At 52.0% G+C, this 16,199-nt stretch carries 9 protein-coding genes and 6 pseudogenes; 4 read left to right on the top strand and 11 right to left on the bottom strand.

Annotated features, from left to right (window positions below):
• Positions 1-442: 442 nt before the first annotated feature.
• The 4 genes and pseudogenes from IC804_RS18340 to IC804_RS18325 all read right to left on the bottom strand — a co-directional run bounded on the left by IC804_RS18340 (position 443) and on the right by IC804_RS18325 (position 3,967).
• Positions 443-973: pseudogene (locus IC804_RS18340) on the bottom strand (DUF1541 domain-containing protein).
• Positions 974-1,031: 58 nt separating this feature from the next.
• Positions 1,032-1,234: pseudogene (gene copZ, locus IC804_RS18335) on the bottom strand (copper chaperone CopZ).
• A gap of 15 nt (positions 1,235-1,249) precedes the next feature.
• Positions 1,250-3,635, bottom strand: a pseudogene (locus IC804_RS18330) (heavy metal translocating P-type ATPase).
• Between the two features lie 14 nt (positions 3,636-3,649).
• The gene (locus tag IC804_RS18325) at positions 3,650-3,967 is read right to left on the bottom strand and encodes a metal-sensing transcriptional repressor (RefSeq protein WP_008879170.1); all 318 of its coding nucleotides are present in this window, start codon (positions 3,965-3,967) and stop codon (positions 3,650-3,652) included.
• A 449-nt stretch (positions 3,968-4,416) separates the two neighbouring features.
• Here IC804_RS18325 and IC804_RS18320 point away from each other — a divergent pair, with 449 nt between their 5' ends.
• The 3 genes and pseudogenes from IC804_RS18320 to IC804_RS18310 all read left to right on the top strand — a co-directional run bounded on the left by IC804_RS18320 (position 4,417) and on the right by IC804_RS18310 (position 8,199).
• Entirely contained in the window at positions 4,417-4,608 is a 192-nt protein-coding gene (locus IC804_RS18320) for a hypothetical protein (protein WP_011887370.1), read from the top strand.
• 376 nt (positions 4,609-4,984) lie between these two features.
• A pseudogene (locus IC804_RS18315) lies at positions 4,985-7,065 on the top strand (DNA topoisomerase III).
• A gap of 306 nt (positions 7,066-7,371) precedes the next feature.
• Complete coding sequence (locus IC804_RS18310; protein ID WP_190300638.1) at positions 7,372-8,199, top strand: serine/threonine protein kinase; 828 nt, start codon at positions 7,372-7,374, stop codon at positions 8,197-8,199.
• Between the two features lie 139 nt (positions 8,200-8,338).
• Here the strand turns inward: IC804_RS18310 and IC804_RS18305 are convergent, their stop codons facing one another.
• The 4 genes and pseudogenes from IC804_RS18305 to IC804_RS18780 all read right to left on the bottom strand — a co-directional run bounded on the left by IC804_RS18305 (position 8,339) and on the right by IC804_RS18780 (position 11,235).
• The gene (locus IC804_RS18305; RefSeq protein WP_008879176.1) at positions 8,339-9,118 is read right to left on the bottom strand and encodes an enoyl-CoA hydratase/isomerase family protein; all 780 of its coding nucleotides are present in this window, start codon (positions 9,116-9,118) and stop codon (positions 8,339-8,341) included.
• 43 nt (positions 9,119-9,161) lie between these two features.
• Positions 9,162-9,932: an SDR family NAD(P)-dependent oxidoreductase gene (locus IC804_RS18300; RefSeq protein ID WP_008879177.1), complete on the bottom strand. Its 771-nt coding sequence runs from the start codon at positions 9,930-9,932 to the stop codon at positions 9,162-9,164.
• A gap of 87 nt (positions 9,933-10,019) precedes the next feature.
• A pseudogene (locus IC804_RS18295) lies at positions 10,020-10,769 on the bottom strand (SDR family NAD(P)-dependent oxidoreductase).
• Positions 10,770-11,037: 268 nt separating this feature from the next.
• Positions 11,038-11,235 (bottom strand): hypothetical protein, encoded by a 198-nt coding sequence (locus IC804_RS18780; RefSeq protein WP_223812852.1) that lies wholly within the window; start codon positions 11,233-11,235, stop codon positions 11,038-11,040.
• Between the two features lie 570 nt (positions 11,236-11,805).
• Between IC804_RS18780 and IC804_RS18285 the strand changes: the two genes are divergently transcribed.
• The gene (locus IC804_RS18285; RefSeq protein ID WP_008879180.1) at positions 11,806-12,018 is read left to right on the top strand and encodes a hypothetical protein; all 213 of its coding nucleotides are present in this window, start codon (positions 11,806-11,808) and stop codon (positions 12,016-12,018) included.
• 235 nt (positions 12,019-12,253) lie between these two features.
• Here IC804_RS18285 and IC804_RS18280 read toward each other — a convergent pair.
• From IC804_RS18280 to IC804_RS18270, 3 genes and pseudogenes are all read right to left on the bottom strand, one after another.
• Positions 12,254-13,037, bottom strand: a pseudogene (locus IC804_RS18280) (ABC transporter ATP-binding protein).
• A 294-nt stretch (positions 13,038-13,331) separates the two neighbouring features.
• Entirely contained in the window at positions 13,332-13,586 is a 255-nt protein-coding gene (locus IC804_RS18275) for a hypothetical protein (RefSeq protein WP_008879182.1), read from the bottom strand.
• Between the two features lie 409 nt (positions 13,587-13,995).
• Positions 13,996-16,095 (bottom strand): YhgE/Pip domain-containing protein, encoded by a 2,100-nt coding sequence (locus IC804_RS18270; RefSeq protein WP_223812851.1) that lies wholly within the window; start codon positions 16,093-16,095, stop codon positions 13,996-13,998.
• Positions 16,096-16,199: the final 104 nt, after the last annotated feature.

Genomic DNA, 16,199 nt, shown 5'->3' with positions numbered 1-16,199 from the left:
GCCAGCTCATGACCGCCATGCCGAGCGCCAAAATCAGTGCTTGCCCGTCCACTCGTTGCTCGACCCATAAACGATACAAACTGACTCCGACTCCATATACGAACCAGCATAAGCAAAACAGCTGAACCCCAGCCAAAACCATTTCATTGTTTTCTCTCCCTCAATCATTCCATATAGGAAAATGCTTGCTTTCATCTTCATAAAAGGGATAGGTTTTCTCGCTCACACCTTTTGTAATCTATCATACTCTTCATTCCATATCGGTTTCATTATACCTTTATTTCCATAAAAGAGAAACGAGAAGATCTCTAAAGATCATCCCCGTACTGAATCACGAAATGTACCATGGTGACGTTGTTCAGTATGGGATCTATAGAAGAAGGGGTTCTCACCGCTTTGGAGACACTCTTGCTGTGCACGTGACGCAAACGTCGCTTATTCACTATTTCACGGGCGACCGTTCATCTTCCGTCACCCATTTGTGGTTTGGTACTTGTTCGCCAGTTTCTGTATCGATGTAATCAACCATATACACTATCGTTTGTTGGGCTGAATCGATGATGGCTTTCGCGCTTTTCATCCCTTCCATATGGTCAGCGTTCAAGACGACTTTCATCCCCTGGCTGAAACGACTCTTCCCCAGCGCTTTCGATTTCCTCATGAATGACCCATCTATGGTTTTTCACCGAGTTTCCGCCGGTCGTCGGGGTGTGTCACTGTATAGACAGTCGTGTCAAACGCGTCAGAAACAGTCGCTTCCGCCCCGCTCATCTCCGGCATATGGTCAGCGTGAATGATGATTTTGCTTCCGACCAGGTAGGTGGGTTGTTGGGCTTCTTCCAATCCGGCCGGGACATCGCCTAAACCGGAGTGGTTCATTTCCCGTGATCGGCATCATGGGGTTTTCTTCTTGGCTGGCGTTTTCTTTTGGCGCCGCTTCATCATTTCCAGTACCGGTGCAAGCCGTGATCAGCCCCTATGCCGCGGCGAAATAAAAAGCATTCCCTCAAAGGAGAGGGAATGCCCAATCGTTAGACGACATCATATCCTTGATCTTCAATCGCGGCTTTCAACTGATCCACGGTCACTTTCGCCTCATCGTACTCGACGTCGACCGTCCCTTGTTCCAAATGGACGTCGACCCGGCGGACGCCATCGAGCTGTTGTAAGGTGTTCGTGACGGCGGCTTTGCATGGCCGCATGTCATTCCTTGCACGTGTAAAGTGAGCGTCATCGTTTTTTCCTCCCGTTATTGTGATAGTTTCACCCGTTTCAGACGAAGCGCATTCGCAACGACCGATACGGAGCTAAACGCCATCGCCGCACCGGCGATCCATGGTTCTAATAAGCCGGCGGCAGCGACCGGAATGCCGATCGTGTTGTAAACCAACGCCCAAAACAAGTTTTGGCGGATGTTTCTCATCGTTTTCCGGCTCAACTCGATCGCCTGCGGAATATGAGCCAAATCACCGCCGACAAGCGTCACGTCAGCCGTTTCAATGGCCACATCGGTGCCGGTGCCGATCGCCATGCCGATATCGGCTTTCGCCAAGGCCGGAGCGTCATTAATGCCGTCGCCGACCATCGCCACCCGCTTTCCTTGTTGCTGCAGCTTGGCGACGATGTTCGCTTTTTCTTCCGGCAGCACCTCCGCATACATGACGAATGCCAACTTGGCTGGCGATCGCTTCCGCGGTGCGGCGGTTGTCGCCGGTCACCATGTACACATCAATCCCCATTTGCGTTAACGTCTGAATGGCTCGTTTCGAGCTCTCTTTCACCGTATCGGCGACGGCGATTAAACCGGCCAGCTCTCCGTTAATGGCGACAAGCATCGCCGTTTTTCCTTGTGCTTCCAACGCCGCCATTCGTTCCTCTGCGCTCGCTACATCAATCGAACGGTCGGTCATGAGCTTGCGCGTGCCGACCAACACGGATTGGTCATCCACCACCGCTTCAATGCCATGCCCGGCCATGGCCGAGAAACGGCGGAGCGGCTTTGGCGCAATTCCTTTTTCTTTCCATACGCAACGATCGCTTGCGCCAACGGATGTTCCGAAGCGCTCTCGGCCGAAACGGCGTAGGCAAGCATGTCTTCCCGGAGCGTGATCACATCGGTCACTTCCGGTTTGCCTTTTGTCACCGTTCCTGTCTTATCAAGCAACACCGCTTCGATTTGCTGCGTTCTCTCTAAGTACTCACCTCCTTTAAAGAGAATGCCGTACTCCGCCCCTTTGCCGGTGCCGACCATAATCGATGTCGGTGTCGCCGGCCGAGCGCGCACGGGCAGGCGATAACCAACACGGCGATGGCCGCTTCAAGGGCGGCGGTGACATCGCCTGGCGCCACGATCAAGTACCAAACGAGAACGAAACGGTCGCGATGGCGACAACAATCGGGACAAAATGCCGGAGATGACATCGGCCATCCGCTGAATCGGCGCTTTTGACCCTTGCGCTTCCTCGACGATGCGGACGATGTGGGCGAGCGCTGTATCTTTCCCGACTTTTTCGGCTCGGATGGTCAAAACGCCGTTTTGGTTGATCGTCGCACCAATGACGGAATCGCCTTCTTTTTATCGACCGGAATCGATTCACCCGTAATCATCGACTCGTCGACCGACGAGGCTCCGGCAATGACCGTTCCGTCCACCGGAATTTTTTCCCCGGCCGAACGATGATCGTATCGCCAACAACAACTTGTTCGAGCGGCACCTTTGTTCGCTTCCGTTGCGGATGACCGTCGCCTCTTTCGCCTGCAGGCTCAACAGTTTCGAAATCGCTTCCGTCGTCCGCCCTTTGGCGAGCGCCTCAACATATTTGCCAACCAAAACAAGCGTAATCAACACTGCGCTTGTCTCAAAATACAATCTTGGCGCATAGCCTGGGACAGCCAACGTTTTGAGCGCCTCATACAAGCTGTAAACATAGGCCGCTGACGTGCCGAGAGCGACAAGAACGTCCATGTTCGCGCTCTTGTTGCGCAACGCCCGGTACGCACCGAGATAAAACGGGCCGCCGATGTAAAACTGCACCGGAGTGGCCAGCAGAAGCTGCACCCACGGATTCATCAGCCCATGCGGCATCGGCAGACCGAGATCGAATGGCAAATGGGCGATCATCGTATACAACAGCGGCAGTGAGAACACCGTTGACAAAACGAGTCGGCGCCGCTTTTGTTTCCATTCGTCTTCATTGCGAACGCCCGACCGCTCCTCACGGAGGCGTCCTTTGTAGCCAAGCCGCTCGATTTTCTTTAGGATATCCTCGATGGACAACACACCTTCTTCGTATTCAACGACAGCGCTGTTCGTCGCTGGTTGACCGTCGCCGCGGTAATGCCGTCCATTCGTTTTAACCCTTTTTCAATCCGCGTCGCGCACGCCGCACACGTCATGCCGGCAATATCGAGCGTCACTTTTTCCTTCGCCACGCCATAACCTAATTGCTCAATTTTCGTTTCAATATCCTTAAGGCGCTGTTTTTCAGGATCATATTGAATCGTCGCCCTTTCCATCGCCAAGTTGACGTTCGCCTTGACCCCGTCTAGTTTGTTCAACACTTTTCGATCCGGTTCGAGCAGGCGGCGCACGTCATGCCGGTGATGCGGAGCGTCACCGTTTTTGGCTCTCCCATCGGTCAACCCTCCCTTATTTTGCAAACTGTTTGATCACATCCATCAACTCGCGGAGCGATTGTTCGCCGCTTCCTTCACGGATCGCTTTTGCTACGCAATGATTCGCATGGCGTTCAAGCAGTTGCATCCCCACTTGGCGCAGCGCCGCTTGGATGGCGGAAATTTGGACTAAAATATCAATACAATAGCGATTGTCTTCCACCATTTTCTGCACCCCGCGCACTTGTCCTTCGATGCGTTTTAGCCGTTTCATAATGTTTTCGATTTCCTCTTTCGTACGCGGGATCATCGTTCCATGAAGCACATGTTCTTCTTGTGACGGGTGAGTCATCTTATTCACCTCTTCTTTTAGTCTATATACATTATACCCGAAGGGGTATATAGTTACAACACGTTATCTTCTTTTCGTAACAAAAAAACACTTCGATAAGCGTCGGATGATGGAGACGGCGTTTCCTCTATCCTTTCTTTCATGGATCCGCTACCTTGCGATGCAAGTCGCTTCTTTGTGGTAGACGTTATACATATCTAGCAACTGTCGCTCCGACAAGTTCGGATGCATGCTTTTCATATGAGGGGCATTTAGTCAAACATGAGCAGACCGTTTGTGTTGGCCAAGACAATCCGTTCCTGTCCTTAGCGCCAACACGATAGCCAACAAGCCTCCCGCCACTTTTTTCATAGGTATGCCCCTCTTCCTCATCATAAACGAAAATGATGGAGAGCGTATCCAGAAGGAGTGACAACTTTTATCTTCTTCCTTCTGACTAAGATACGTCCATGATGATCAAAATGGAGCGTGAAAGGAAGGGAAGATCACCGATGAAACTGCGCATCATGACATGTAACATTCGCCACGGAAAAGGCACAGACGGGATTTTTGAACGTGTTTCTCTCCTTATCGATCAAATCCGTATGATTGTTCCAATTTTGCTATTTTATCTTGAAAATGTGCAGAAAGTATGGATATAGTCGAAAAGAATGGGAAAAACCGTGATATCCGTCCGGTCCCCGTCTTTGAATATGAGGAAAGGCTGGTTTGACGACGTTTTTTCATTCAACATGCTTCTCTTTATTCTATCACCGTTCTTCTAGAAGTCTGGTGAGCATACGATGGAGCCGGTTGTGAGTGGTCAAGCGAAGAGGAAAACCGCATTCATTCGGATTCTCCACGCAATGCACTCAATGAACGATGCTGTGCATCATCGCTCTTCCTAAGTAGATCTTCATGCCGCCACCGTTGTTCCTTTTCGCTCAGGGTCAAGCCTAGCGGGTGCGTCTTTTCTTTCTTCCATTATACTAATAAACAGACCGCACCTAGTGGGAGACGACAGAAAGGAGTTTTTTTATGAAATCGCTCGTTTTAGCGGAAAAGCCGAGCGTCGCCCGTGACATCGCCCGCGTGCTCGGCTGCAAAAACACATAAATCATACTTGGAAGGGCCGCGCTACATCGTCACATGGGCGCTTGGGCATTTGGTTGAACTCAAAATGCCCGAAGACTATGACCGGAAATATGAAACGTGGCGGCTCGAGGACTTGCCGATCATTCCGAAAAAATGGGCTTGAAAGTGATCCGGCAAACGAGCCACCAGTTTCGCGCCATTGAACGTTTAGCCAAACGCCGCGATGTGAAAGATTGCATTATTGCGACCGACGCCGGCCGCGAGGGGAGCTGGTCGCGCGTTGGATTTTGCAAAAATCGACTGGAAGAAGCCGATTTGGCGTTTATGGATTTCATCGCAAACCGATCAAGCCATTCGCGACGGTTTTCGCCAGTTAAAACCCGGGACGCAGTTTGACCGGCTGTATGAATCAGCCATCTGCCGCGCCGAAGCGGACTGGCTGATCGGGTTGAACGTGACCCGCGCCTTGACGACGAAATACAACGATCCGCTCTCAGCCGGGCGTGTGCAAACGCCGACGCTCGCGATGATCATCGAACGCGAACGGGAGATTCAATCGTTCGTTCCCGTTCCGTATTGGACGATTCACGCCCGCATCGGTTCTGTCACTGCGGTATGGGAACGGCACGGTGGGAAACGGCTGTTTGACAAAGACGAAGCCAATGAGCTGATGACTCGCCTCAAAGGCCAGCCGGCGCGTGTTACATCGGTCAAGCGGAAGCGGAAAAGTGAACCGGTCCCGTTGCCGTATGATTTAACCGAGTTGCAGCGGGAGGCGAACAAGCGGTTTGGCTTTTCGGCGAAAAAACGCTCTCGGTATTGCAGCGGCTATATGAACAGCACAAGCTCGTTACGTACCCGCGCACGGATTCACGCTATTTGCCAAGCGATATGAAAGCGACGATGACCGATCGGCTTTTGGCGATGAAGCCAGGCTATGAAGACGTGATCTCCTCCCTGCTCACCAAAAGAACGTCAAGGCAGCCAACCGGGTGTTCCAAGATGACAAAGTGACCGATCACCACGCCATCATTCCGACCGATGAACGATTGGACCTCGCGAAGCTGTCGGTGGATGAACGCAAGCTGTATGACATGATTGCCCGCCGCTTTTTGGCACTGTTTTACCCACCGTATGAATACGAAACGGCAACCGTCGTCTTCGAGATCGGCGACGAAACGTTTGTCGCCCGGGAGACGGCGGTCGTGAACGCAGGGTTTAAAGCCGTTCTTGGCAAAGAAGAAACAGAAGCGAAACCAACGTTGTTACATCTATCGGAAGGCCAGACGCTCGCATCGGTACAACTTGAGATGGAACAATCGTTCACCGAACCGCCGTCCCGTTACTCAGAAGCCGATTTGCTTGCACAAATGGAGAGATATGGACTCGGCACACCGGCAACAAGAGCGGACATCATCGAGCGGCTCGTCGAAACGGAAGTGGTCGAGCGGAAAGACGGACGCTTTTATCCGACGAAAAGGGAAAACAGTTGATCGAACTGGTCAACGAGGAACTGAAATCGCCGGAGTTGACCGCCCGCTGGGAGCGTGAGCTCGAGGCGATCGCTCGTGGAAAAGGAAATCCAAAACAATTTTTGGCTAACATCCGCCGACAAACGGAGCAGCTCGTCACTGAAATCAAGCAGAGTGAACAGACGTACAAAGCGCCAAACCTCACGAATCTCACCTGTCCGGAATGCGGTTCACTCTTAAAAGAGCGGAAAACGAAAGACGGACGGATGCTCGTCTGTTCCAACTTGGAATGCCGCTACCGCCGAAGACGTGATCCGAAGTTGTCGAATCGCCGTTGCCCGCAATGCCACCGACGCATGGAAATGCATGAAGGAAAGGCCGGGCTCTATTTCCAGTGCCGCCCATGCAACATTGTAGAAAAGCGGAAGAAACGAAACGCACATCCGCGAAAGGAACGGAGCGGGCGTTGCTCAAAAATACAGCCCGTCCAATGAATCGTTTGGCACAAGCTTAGGAGAGCTGCTCAAACAGGCACTTGAAAAAAAGGAATAATCACTGTCAACCGCCAGAAGCTATGACTCTGGCGGTTTCTTTGTATCGCTGAATCTGAAACCTTCTTTCTCTTCACTCCGTATATATAAGTAAATCTACCGCAAAGGAGCGATCATGATGTTCAAGAAGTTGTTAAAGGGGCTTTTGGGGCAGAACCATCACTCCTGGTACTATAAGAAACATTACAGCAGCAGCGATTACCATATGCCGAAATCTTATTCTTATAAGCACCCGTCCCAGTACGGCCATTACCATTACAAAAGAAACATCATAGCGGCAGCTTTTTCTCGAGCTTTTTGGCAGCTGATGAAGCGATTCATTGACCGCCATCCGTTCATCGCCCGCTGGATTGACCGCCCGCACCGGAGCGGGAAGGTGCTTTTTGGCCGCTATGAAATCATCGAAGAACTCGGAATGGGGAGCTACGGCATCGCCTACAAAGGACGTGATCGCGACACCGGACGCCTTGTCGTCATTAAACAGGCGCGGCGGACAAAAGGGGAAGACGGCCGCCGTCTGCTTCAACGTGAAGCGGACGTGCTATCGCGTTTACGTCATCCACAAATTCCGGCACGATACGATACGTTTATCGAAGGCGGACAGCCGCATCTTGTCATGGACTATATCGACGGGCAGACGGTAGAAGATCAAATTTTCGGGCTCGGGATCACGTACACGGAACAAGCGGCGTTTCGATTGTTGCTCGATGTGCTTGACGTCGTGCGGTATATTCACGCTTCGGGCATCGTCCACCGCGATTTACGCATCCCCAACATCATTTGGCGCCATGGGACGGTAGCCATTATCGACTTCGGGTTGGCGTGCCGCATGGGTGAACGAGTAGATTTGCGCGATGACGATCCGCTTGAAAAGCAGCTGCGGCGCGAACCACACCCGCGAAGCGACTTTTATGCGCTCGGTCATTTCACGTTATTCCTCTTATATTCCGCTTACGAACCGACAAGTGAGGACGAAAAAAGCTGGGAAGAAGAGCTCGACTTATCCCCGAAAGCCCGAGCGATGTTGCGGAAAATGCTGCAGCTAGACGCGCCGTATGACCACGTTGACGAATTGATCGCCGATGTCAAACAGTTATTGGCCGAAAACGACCTAGCACAAACTAGGGTGCTCTAAAATCAACGGAACAAAAGCCCCTCTCGCCCATTGCGTCACGACGGAGGGGCTGATGTCATTTCAAGAAGCTTCACACTTAGGCATCAAGATGTCGAGATCCCATATGAATAAGACCGGTTACCATGTTTCTCACTGCTGATTATTTTCCCTGAAACACCGGCTTTCGCTTCTCTTTAAACGCCGCCACCCCTTCGCGATGGTCGTCCGTTTCGACCATCAATCCTTGGATGAGCCGCTCTTCTTCGAGAATTTCTTCGAGCGTCGCCGTCAAAGCGTGCTCGATCAGCCGTTTTTGTTTGCCGATCGCTTTTGTCGGTCTAGCGGCCAGTTTGGCAGCGAGCGCTTCCACCGCCTCGCGCAACTCTTCGGCCGGAACGATCTTGCTTAACACACCGAGTTCATACAGACGGTGGGCCGAAATCGGCTCGGCGGTGAAGAAAAATTGCTTGGCCAAATGAGGGCCGACAAGCCGCGGCAACCAATACGAACCACCGCCGTCGGAGACAAGGCCGACATTCGCAAAGCTCAAAATGAATTGACTATCTTCGGCGGCCAAAATGAGATCGCAAGCCAGTGCCAAATTGAACCCTGCCCCAGCCGCCACGCCATGCACAGCAGCAATGATTGGTTTTTCACATGATTTCATCGTCATAATGAGCCGATTAAGGCGGCCGATATGCTCATACGCCTGCGAGGCGCTCGACTGCCCCATTGCTTTGACGTCACCGCCGGCGCTGAATGCCCGGCCGGCACCGGATAGAACGATCGCCCGAACAGCGTCGTCCATCGCAGCGCGTTCGATTGCACGAGTCAGTCCAGCGATCATCTCCGGACTGAAGGCATTGAGCCGCTCCGGACGGTTCAATGTCAGCCATAAGACCGAGCCGGACTGTTCCACAAGCAAATGCATGGTTTCCATGTCCCTCTTCCTTTCCTTCTTTCATTTCCAATGAACATGATTGCTATTTAATGAGCCAACCGCCATCGACCAACACATCGGAGCCGGTCATGTACGATGCTTCCGAAGAGGCAAGAAACGCAATAACGCTTGCAATCTCTTCCGGCGTCCCCACCCGGCCTAAGGCGGTGTTGCGCTCAATGGCTTTAACAAACCGCTCGTTTTGCAGGCCCTGCTCCGTGAGCGGCGTCTCGACAAAGCCAGGTGAAACGGAATTGACGCGAATGCCGTATGGAGCCAGCTCCAAGGCGAGCGATTTCGTCAAGTTGATCACACCGGCTTTGGCGGCACTGTAGTGCGGAATGTGCGCTCCTGCCTGATGTCCGGATAGCGATGCGACATTGACAATCGCCCGGTTGACGCGCTCCCTCTTCGCCCCTTCGATCATCAGCGGCGCGAGCGTTTGTGATACGAGAAAGACGCTTTTGATATTGACGCGTTGCACATCATCCCACTCTTGTTCCGTGAGCTCGAGCCATTTCGTATGGGTCGAAATGCCAGCATTATTGATAAGCACATGCAAGTCGCCGTATCGGCTTTCCACATACTCGGCTAACGCTTTCACTTGTTCGCGATCAGTGACATCGGCCGCAAACCAGTCTGCAGCCGCCGGCGCCTCGAGACGCGCGATTTCTTGTACCGTTTCTTCCAGTTTGGCGGCGGTGCGGCCAACAAGCACGACGTGCGCTCCTTCTTGAGCCAAGCGGATGGCCGTCGCCCGGCCAATGCCGCTTCCCCCTCCCGTGACCACTGCTACTGTATTCGAAAAACGCACCGTTTTCCTCTCCCTTTCTCTTTTGTTCCCTCGATCACACAGGACCTATTTCAAATACAGTCGTTGCTCTCATAAGCCTTCCCACTTCTAAAACGTCAGTCCACCGCCGTCGACCGACAACGTCGCTCCGGTGATAAAGGACGCCTCATCGGATGCCAAAAACAACACAGCGTTCGCCACTTCTTCCGGTGTTCCGATGCGGCCGAGGGCGTTCGCTTTCGAGATGATCGGCCATTTGCGCGCATCTTGTTTCCAAGGCGTGATAATATTTGTGTCAATGACGCCTGGGGCGACGGCGTTGACGCGAATATTGAACTTGCCGTATTCGAGCGCTGCATTTTTCGTTAACAAAATGACACCGGCCTTGGAAGCGTTATAAGCCGATTCATATTTTTTCCTTTCATTCCAAGCAAGCTCGATGTATTGACAATCGCCCCACCACCTGATGTTTTCATGGCTGGCACTGCGTATTTGATGCCAAGGAACACCCCTTTCAAGTTGACGTCGATGACCCGATCCCACTCTTCTTCGGACAAATCGGTGCTCCGCACTTCCGAATGGCCGATGCCCGCGTTGTTAAAAAGAATATGTAGGCCCCCAAACGCATTGACTGTTGTTTGAACAAGATCGTTCACCCCTTGGAATCGGACACATCCGTCTTGACAAAAATGGCTTCGCCTCCGCGTTCCCGAATGAGACGAACCGTCTCCTCTCCACCTACCTCATCAATATCGCTCACAGCGACTTTCGCCCCTCAGCCGCAAACCGTACCGCCGTCGCCCGGCCGATGCCGCTGGCGCCGCCGGTGACAATAGCAGCTTTTCCGTTCAACCTCACGTTTCTCCCTCCTTTCCACTCTTTTTACACCCGCTTTCAAAACAATGTATACTAACTGGTCAGTATGTTGTTTCTTTTATTATACAATATATTTAGAATATTTTAAATCCTTTTATCCTCCTCATTGAGAAGCCTCCGCTTCCGAGCACAGTAAAAGGAGAAACGGAGGCGATGATCACCCGCTCGCTTCGCGGAAAGGACGCTTGAATCGCAAGCAAGAAAGCGAGAACCATCAAAAAGAGGGGAAGCCGCGATATGGGCTTTCCGTTCATCGATCGATGAGATCAGCCGCACCGTCATCGGTGCGTCCTTTATCCTCTCCCCAGTTGTCTTGAGACTCGAAAAATGATTGGCAGAGCGCATCAAGCGATTGCAGTTGTTCAATCAACCCTTGCAAATCGCACGTGCGGAACGTATCGCTCCATTCACGTCCTTCCTCGGTAACCGAGTACAAATGAATTTCCATGCATCCGTCCCAACGGACGTTGGCGTCAAGCCAACCATCCTCGCTTTCAGTTCGAGTGCAGTGGTCTTCCCATCTTCACTCTCATGCTTCGCTTTGATGACCCATACCATCCCTACACCGCCTTTCTTCCCCTTGCTTTGATGATCATTGACGTTTATGTCCGCTCATGTTCCACCCCAATCCATGAAATCGAGGGAGTCGGTCGACGGATGTTCGTTCGCCTAGTGTAGCACCGCATCCACTACAGCTGCGGCGCTGCCAGATTCAGCGAAGTGCGCAATGTGATCCAATTGGGGCTACCTTGTGGAGCCAAGCTCTACACATTCCGCCAAAAACGCTGGAACACAAGCGACATTGCTACGCCCTTGCATTCTGCATTGACGTCGCCAAATCCGCCATCATTTATAACGCGTGTCTTCCGAGTCGACCATTACGTTGCCCATAAGCCTTGTCGTTTATAGTATGCCTCAGACGACGGTTGCCGCTCCGAAAAGAGCTGGGCGGAGAGGAGGACATTGCCATTCGTATCCTGTCGGGAAACAGCGATACTAAAAATGGAGGTGCATTGGCATGATGGATCGCTGGGATGAATCAGGCGCTACGTTTGGCTGTCCGCGCTACACTCCAGGAACAGGTGTTCCTGATGAAATGAGTCCGATTCGCGATATCGCCCGCGGCTTTGAAAACGGGCGGCCGCCGGTCATTGAAATCACGCCAGCTGACGGTCGCCAAGAGGCAGATGCGGACGATATCGATTTTCCACCTGCTGACCGGGCGTTTTGAAGCGTTAGGACATAGCGCCTTCTGTCACAGTCACAAAGAGGATGTCGCGCTGTCTTTCGGACATCCTCTTTGTGTTGAAGGGGCTATGCTGATTGACATGACAGTACTATGAGCAACCGCACGGTCGGCCGCTACCTTGGCCAAGAGGGATTGGCGGTTTGCACAAACATAGCGGCCGATCTCCTCGGAGGCACGGTCTGTTTACACTGAACCCACCATGATGGAATCGGCCGGTTTAGCGGCGCACGGACACCCAAGGCCGCCCGTTTTCCCAATGAACGCGGATATGGAGGCGAAACGCCTCTGAGAGCCGCTCATCGGTCAACACATCCTCTTTTCGGCCGGCGGCAGCGATGCGGCCGTCTTGCAAGAAGCAACACATGGGTGATCGATTCCACAATCTCTTCAATATAATGGGTGACGTATAACACATGGCACGGCCGAGCGATGATTTGTTCGATCAAAGAAAGCATCTCTTCGCGCGCCAATAAATCTAGGCCGACGGTCGGCTCGTCCAAGATCAACAGCTTTGGATTCGCCATCAGCGCCCGGGCGATCAATGTTTTTCGCTTTTCCCCTTGCGACAGCGTCGCATACCGTTTCCCTTTGAGGGCTTCAAGGCGGAACGATTCGATGAACGATTCCGCCATGCTCCGATCATCATCAGTGACGGCATCATACAAGCCGATCGTGGCAAACTTGCCGCTCACAATGATATCTTCGACCGCCTCGGCTTGCAAAGTTTCATGAAACTGATCCAGTGAACTGCTCACAAACCCGATCTGCCGGCGCAACTCCGGCAGGCTCACCTACCCAAATCGATAGCCTAAAACTTCCACCTCACCGCGCGTCGGGTATTGATAACCAGTGACGATATTGAGAAGCGACGTTTTCCCCGAGCCGTTTAAACCAAGAATGGCCCATTGTTCTCCCTCTTTCACTTCCCAGTTAACCCCGTGTAAAATCGTGCGCTCTCCCCGCACCCACGAGACATCGTTCATACGAATAATGGACGTCATCGTTCCCCTCTCCTTTATCGAGTCTGAACCTCCCAATGGATAAAGCCACGGGATTTTTGTGTGAAATTAAGTGTTTCCAATTGCCTTTACATGGGCGCTGTCTCAAATTTCACAACACGTTCGAGGGGGCCCCCTACTTGGCGCTAGTCGTGCTGTGCGCCCGGTCTAAGGCGCTTTTTTCTGTTTAAATCCCTCATTCTCATTTGTTTAACCGTTCCATCTCTTGATTGTGCATTGGCTTCAATCTTTCATCCCAATGCTAAATTCGTAACATTTGCTAGTGTCATTCAGGCTTCAGCGCACGGGGCGACTTCCCTTTTTGCCGCTTGGACGAAGTGGAATCGATTCTTCCCTACGTTCTTTGCTGCGAACATCAAGCATCTTTTCAGCTTCTGTTGTTTCCGCCATACGGTTTCGCCGCGGCCGGTGCATCAAGATCATGGCCCCGCCAATCAATAGGCAAACCGCGCCGGCCCACCAAACGCGCTCAACAAACAAGGAAATGCCAAAGAAAATGAGAGCAAGGCCAAGCAGTCGATAAACTGACACGATTCTCTCCCCTTTTAGCCGCCCGCCACGTTTGGATTCCAACAAGCGGCGAAATCAAATGCATCAGGCCATTAGGCAGCCGTCAAGAAGTGAAAAGTGATGCTCCCGCCCGCGGGCTGCCCGGTTGGCGATAAAGACGTTCATTCCCATTTGTATTGTAGCAAACATTTCCAAAGGAAAATAGGGGTTTTTCTCATCAGGCTAGTGAAAAACGATCATTCCCTGCCGTACAGCGGTTTTCAAAGGAAGCGAAGGTGAACCTTTCCATTGCAGAAGCTGTCTTTTTGATCCGTATTCCTCATCCAATCACCAGCCTTTACAGTGCGGCAGCAGGAACCCGCTGTTTGGCAAACCGATATAAGACGCCTGTATGTTCCGGTTCGACCGCATGGACGCGGGCAGCAGGCACTCAATGAAACAACTTACTCTCAGCGACTTTTTCTTTGAACACCCGCATCCATCGGCTAAGCGGAGCTTGGAACGACAGGCCGGCTAAAAGCGCTGCGACCGCGAACAAACAGAGTCGCACCACATCGCGCCTCACGTTTTCCCATACGATGCCACCAACCGCCTCGCGCATCAAATCAATTGCGTACGTAAACGGCAACCAAGGATTCAACAGGCGAAAAAATGGGGGAATCAGCTCAACAGGGTACGTTCCCCCTGCTCCAGCGATTTGCAAGACAAGCAGGATAATCGCCATCGCTTTTCCCACATTGCCAAACAAAGACACCAAAGTAAAAATAATGACCGTAAATACCATGCCGGCCAGCAGGCCGAACATCACAAACCAGTGCGGATCACGAATGAAAATGTGAGGCAAAAACATGGCTGCACCAACCGTAACGACAAACGCCTGCAATAGATTGAGCGTCCAAAATGTGAGCAGTCGGCCGATATACATCGCTCGTGCCGTATTGCCGTTTTCTCTAAATGGGTCAATCACTAGCACTGAAACAAGCAACAACCCTCCAACCCAAATCGCTAGCACCGTATAAAACGGATTCATGCCCGATCCATAGTTCGGCAGCGGAAAGAGACGATAAGTTTTGACATCGACCGGATGGGCTAAAAAGGCACCTTTCGCCTGCGGATCTTGTTTCAATAAGTGGATGAGTTCATTGATGTCCGTTTCTGATTTCATTTTGGCGACTAACGCCGTCAATTCGCTAACATGGCGGGCAAGAAACGGATACTCCGTTTTTGCCGCCGTCAACCACTGTTCGGTTGCCTTAAGGTCACGGTCGGCGTTCGTAAATAGACGTTCAAGTCGAGAAATGACTCCAGCCATGTTTTCAAGTCTTTGCTTCGTCTGCTGAAAGAGCGGCGCCATTTCCGCCCATTTCGTTTGGATGAGCGGCAACGCCTGTTGTTCGTATGCTTGCCGAACGCCTTTCACAGCAGCGTCCACAGCCGCAGCTTGCGTTTGAACATGTTCAACTATCGTTTCAAATGATTGCCCAGCCGGTCTCATTGCCATGTCTTGCATGTCCGCAAACGTCTGACGCAAACGAATCAGCGCATTCCTTAGATGAGCAGGGCGATCGATATCCGCAGCTCCTTCTAGCCGATGCAGTGCATCGTCCAACTGGGACAAAAGCTGTTCGCCATCTGTTGCTATTGCCTTGCCGGTTGCTGCCCACCGTTCGAAATCATCATCAGAACGAGGCGGGGCAGCTGCCCACTGTTCCAACGAAACAGTGAGCTCTTCAAGAGTGCGCAGCCACGCTTCAGTCGGTGCCATAAACAGCCGGGGAGTTTCCTTTGTTTGAGCAAAAAAACGTCCCGCCCCATCCAGCCACTCTCTCCCTTGATTGACTACCTGTTCCGCTTTCGGCAACAGCTGTTCTGCTCGTTGGATGAACTGCCTTGCCTGTGCAGCGTCACGACTGGCTTTATCGAGCTGCCTCTCAATTGTCGGCAAATCGTTTTGCAGTCGAAACAATAGCGTTTCAAAATGACGAATATCCGGGAGCTGTTGCTCAAGCGTCACTCCTGCTTCATGGAATAAGGAAAACAGCACTGTGTTGACAATCGCTGTAAACTCATCCCCGACTTGCGCCGACAGCGTGCTGACTCCGCGTTCAGTAATTTTCGGTACGATGGCGTTTCGTTTGTCGTTTTCATAGTAATGAATCACAGCTCGCTTTGGCCGGTCGCGGACAATGGTCGCCAAGTTGGCGGAAAAATCCTCGGGGATGACGATCGTCGCAAAATAGTCCCCTTTTCGTACGCCCTCCATTCCTTTGGCCTTTGTGACAAACTGCCAACCGAGGCGATGGTTGTTTCGAAGTGCGTTGATGATTTCTTTACCGGCATGGAATCGATGGCCGGCTAATTCCGCTCCACGGTCTTCATTGACGACACCAACGCGCAAGTTCACCGTATTATCATAAGGATCCAATGAGGCCTCCACATTGATCCATGCATAAAGCGATGGGAGAACGATCAGTCCGGCAGCCAATACAGCCGCGGCCCAATTGGTCGTCAGCTGCTTCAAATCGCTCATGTATATGGACAGAGCTTTTCTCATAACGGATCCGCTTTCCTTTCTTCGATGATAGATGACCTTTGTTAGTATGAGCGAATCCATGAAAACTAAACGAAACTGGG

The organism is Geobacillus sp. 47C-IIb, assembly GCF_014679705.1.
Taxonomy (GTDB): domain Bacteria; phylum Bacillota; class Bacilli; order Bacillales; family Anoxybacillaceae; genus Geobacillus; species Geobacillus thermodenitrificans.
This window is presented reverse-complemented; position numbering and strand designations above follow the sequence as displayed.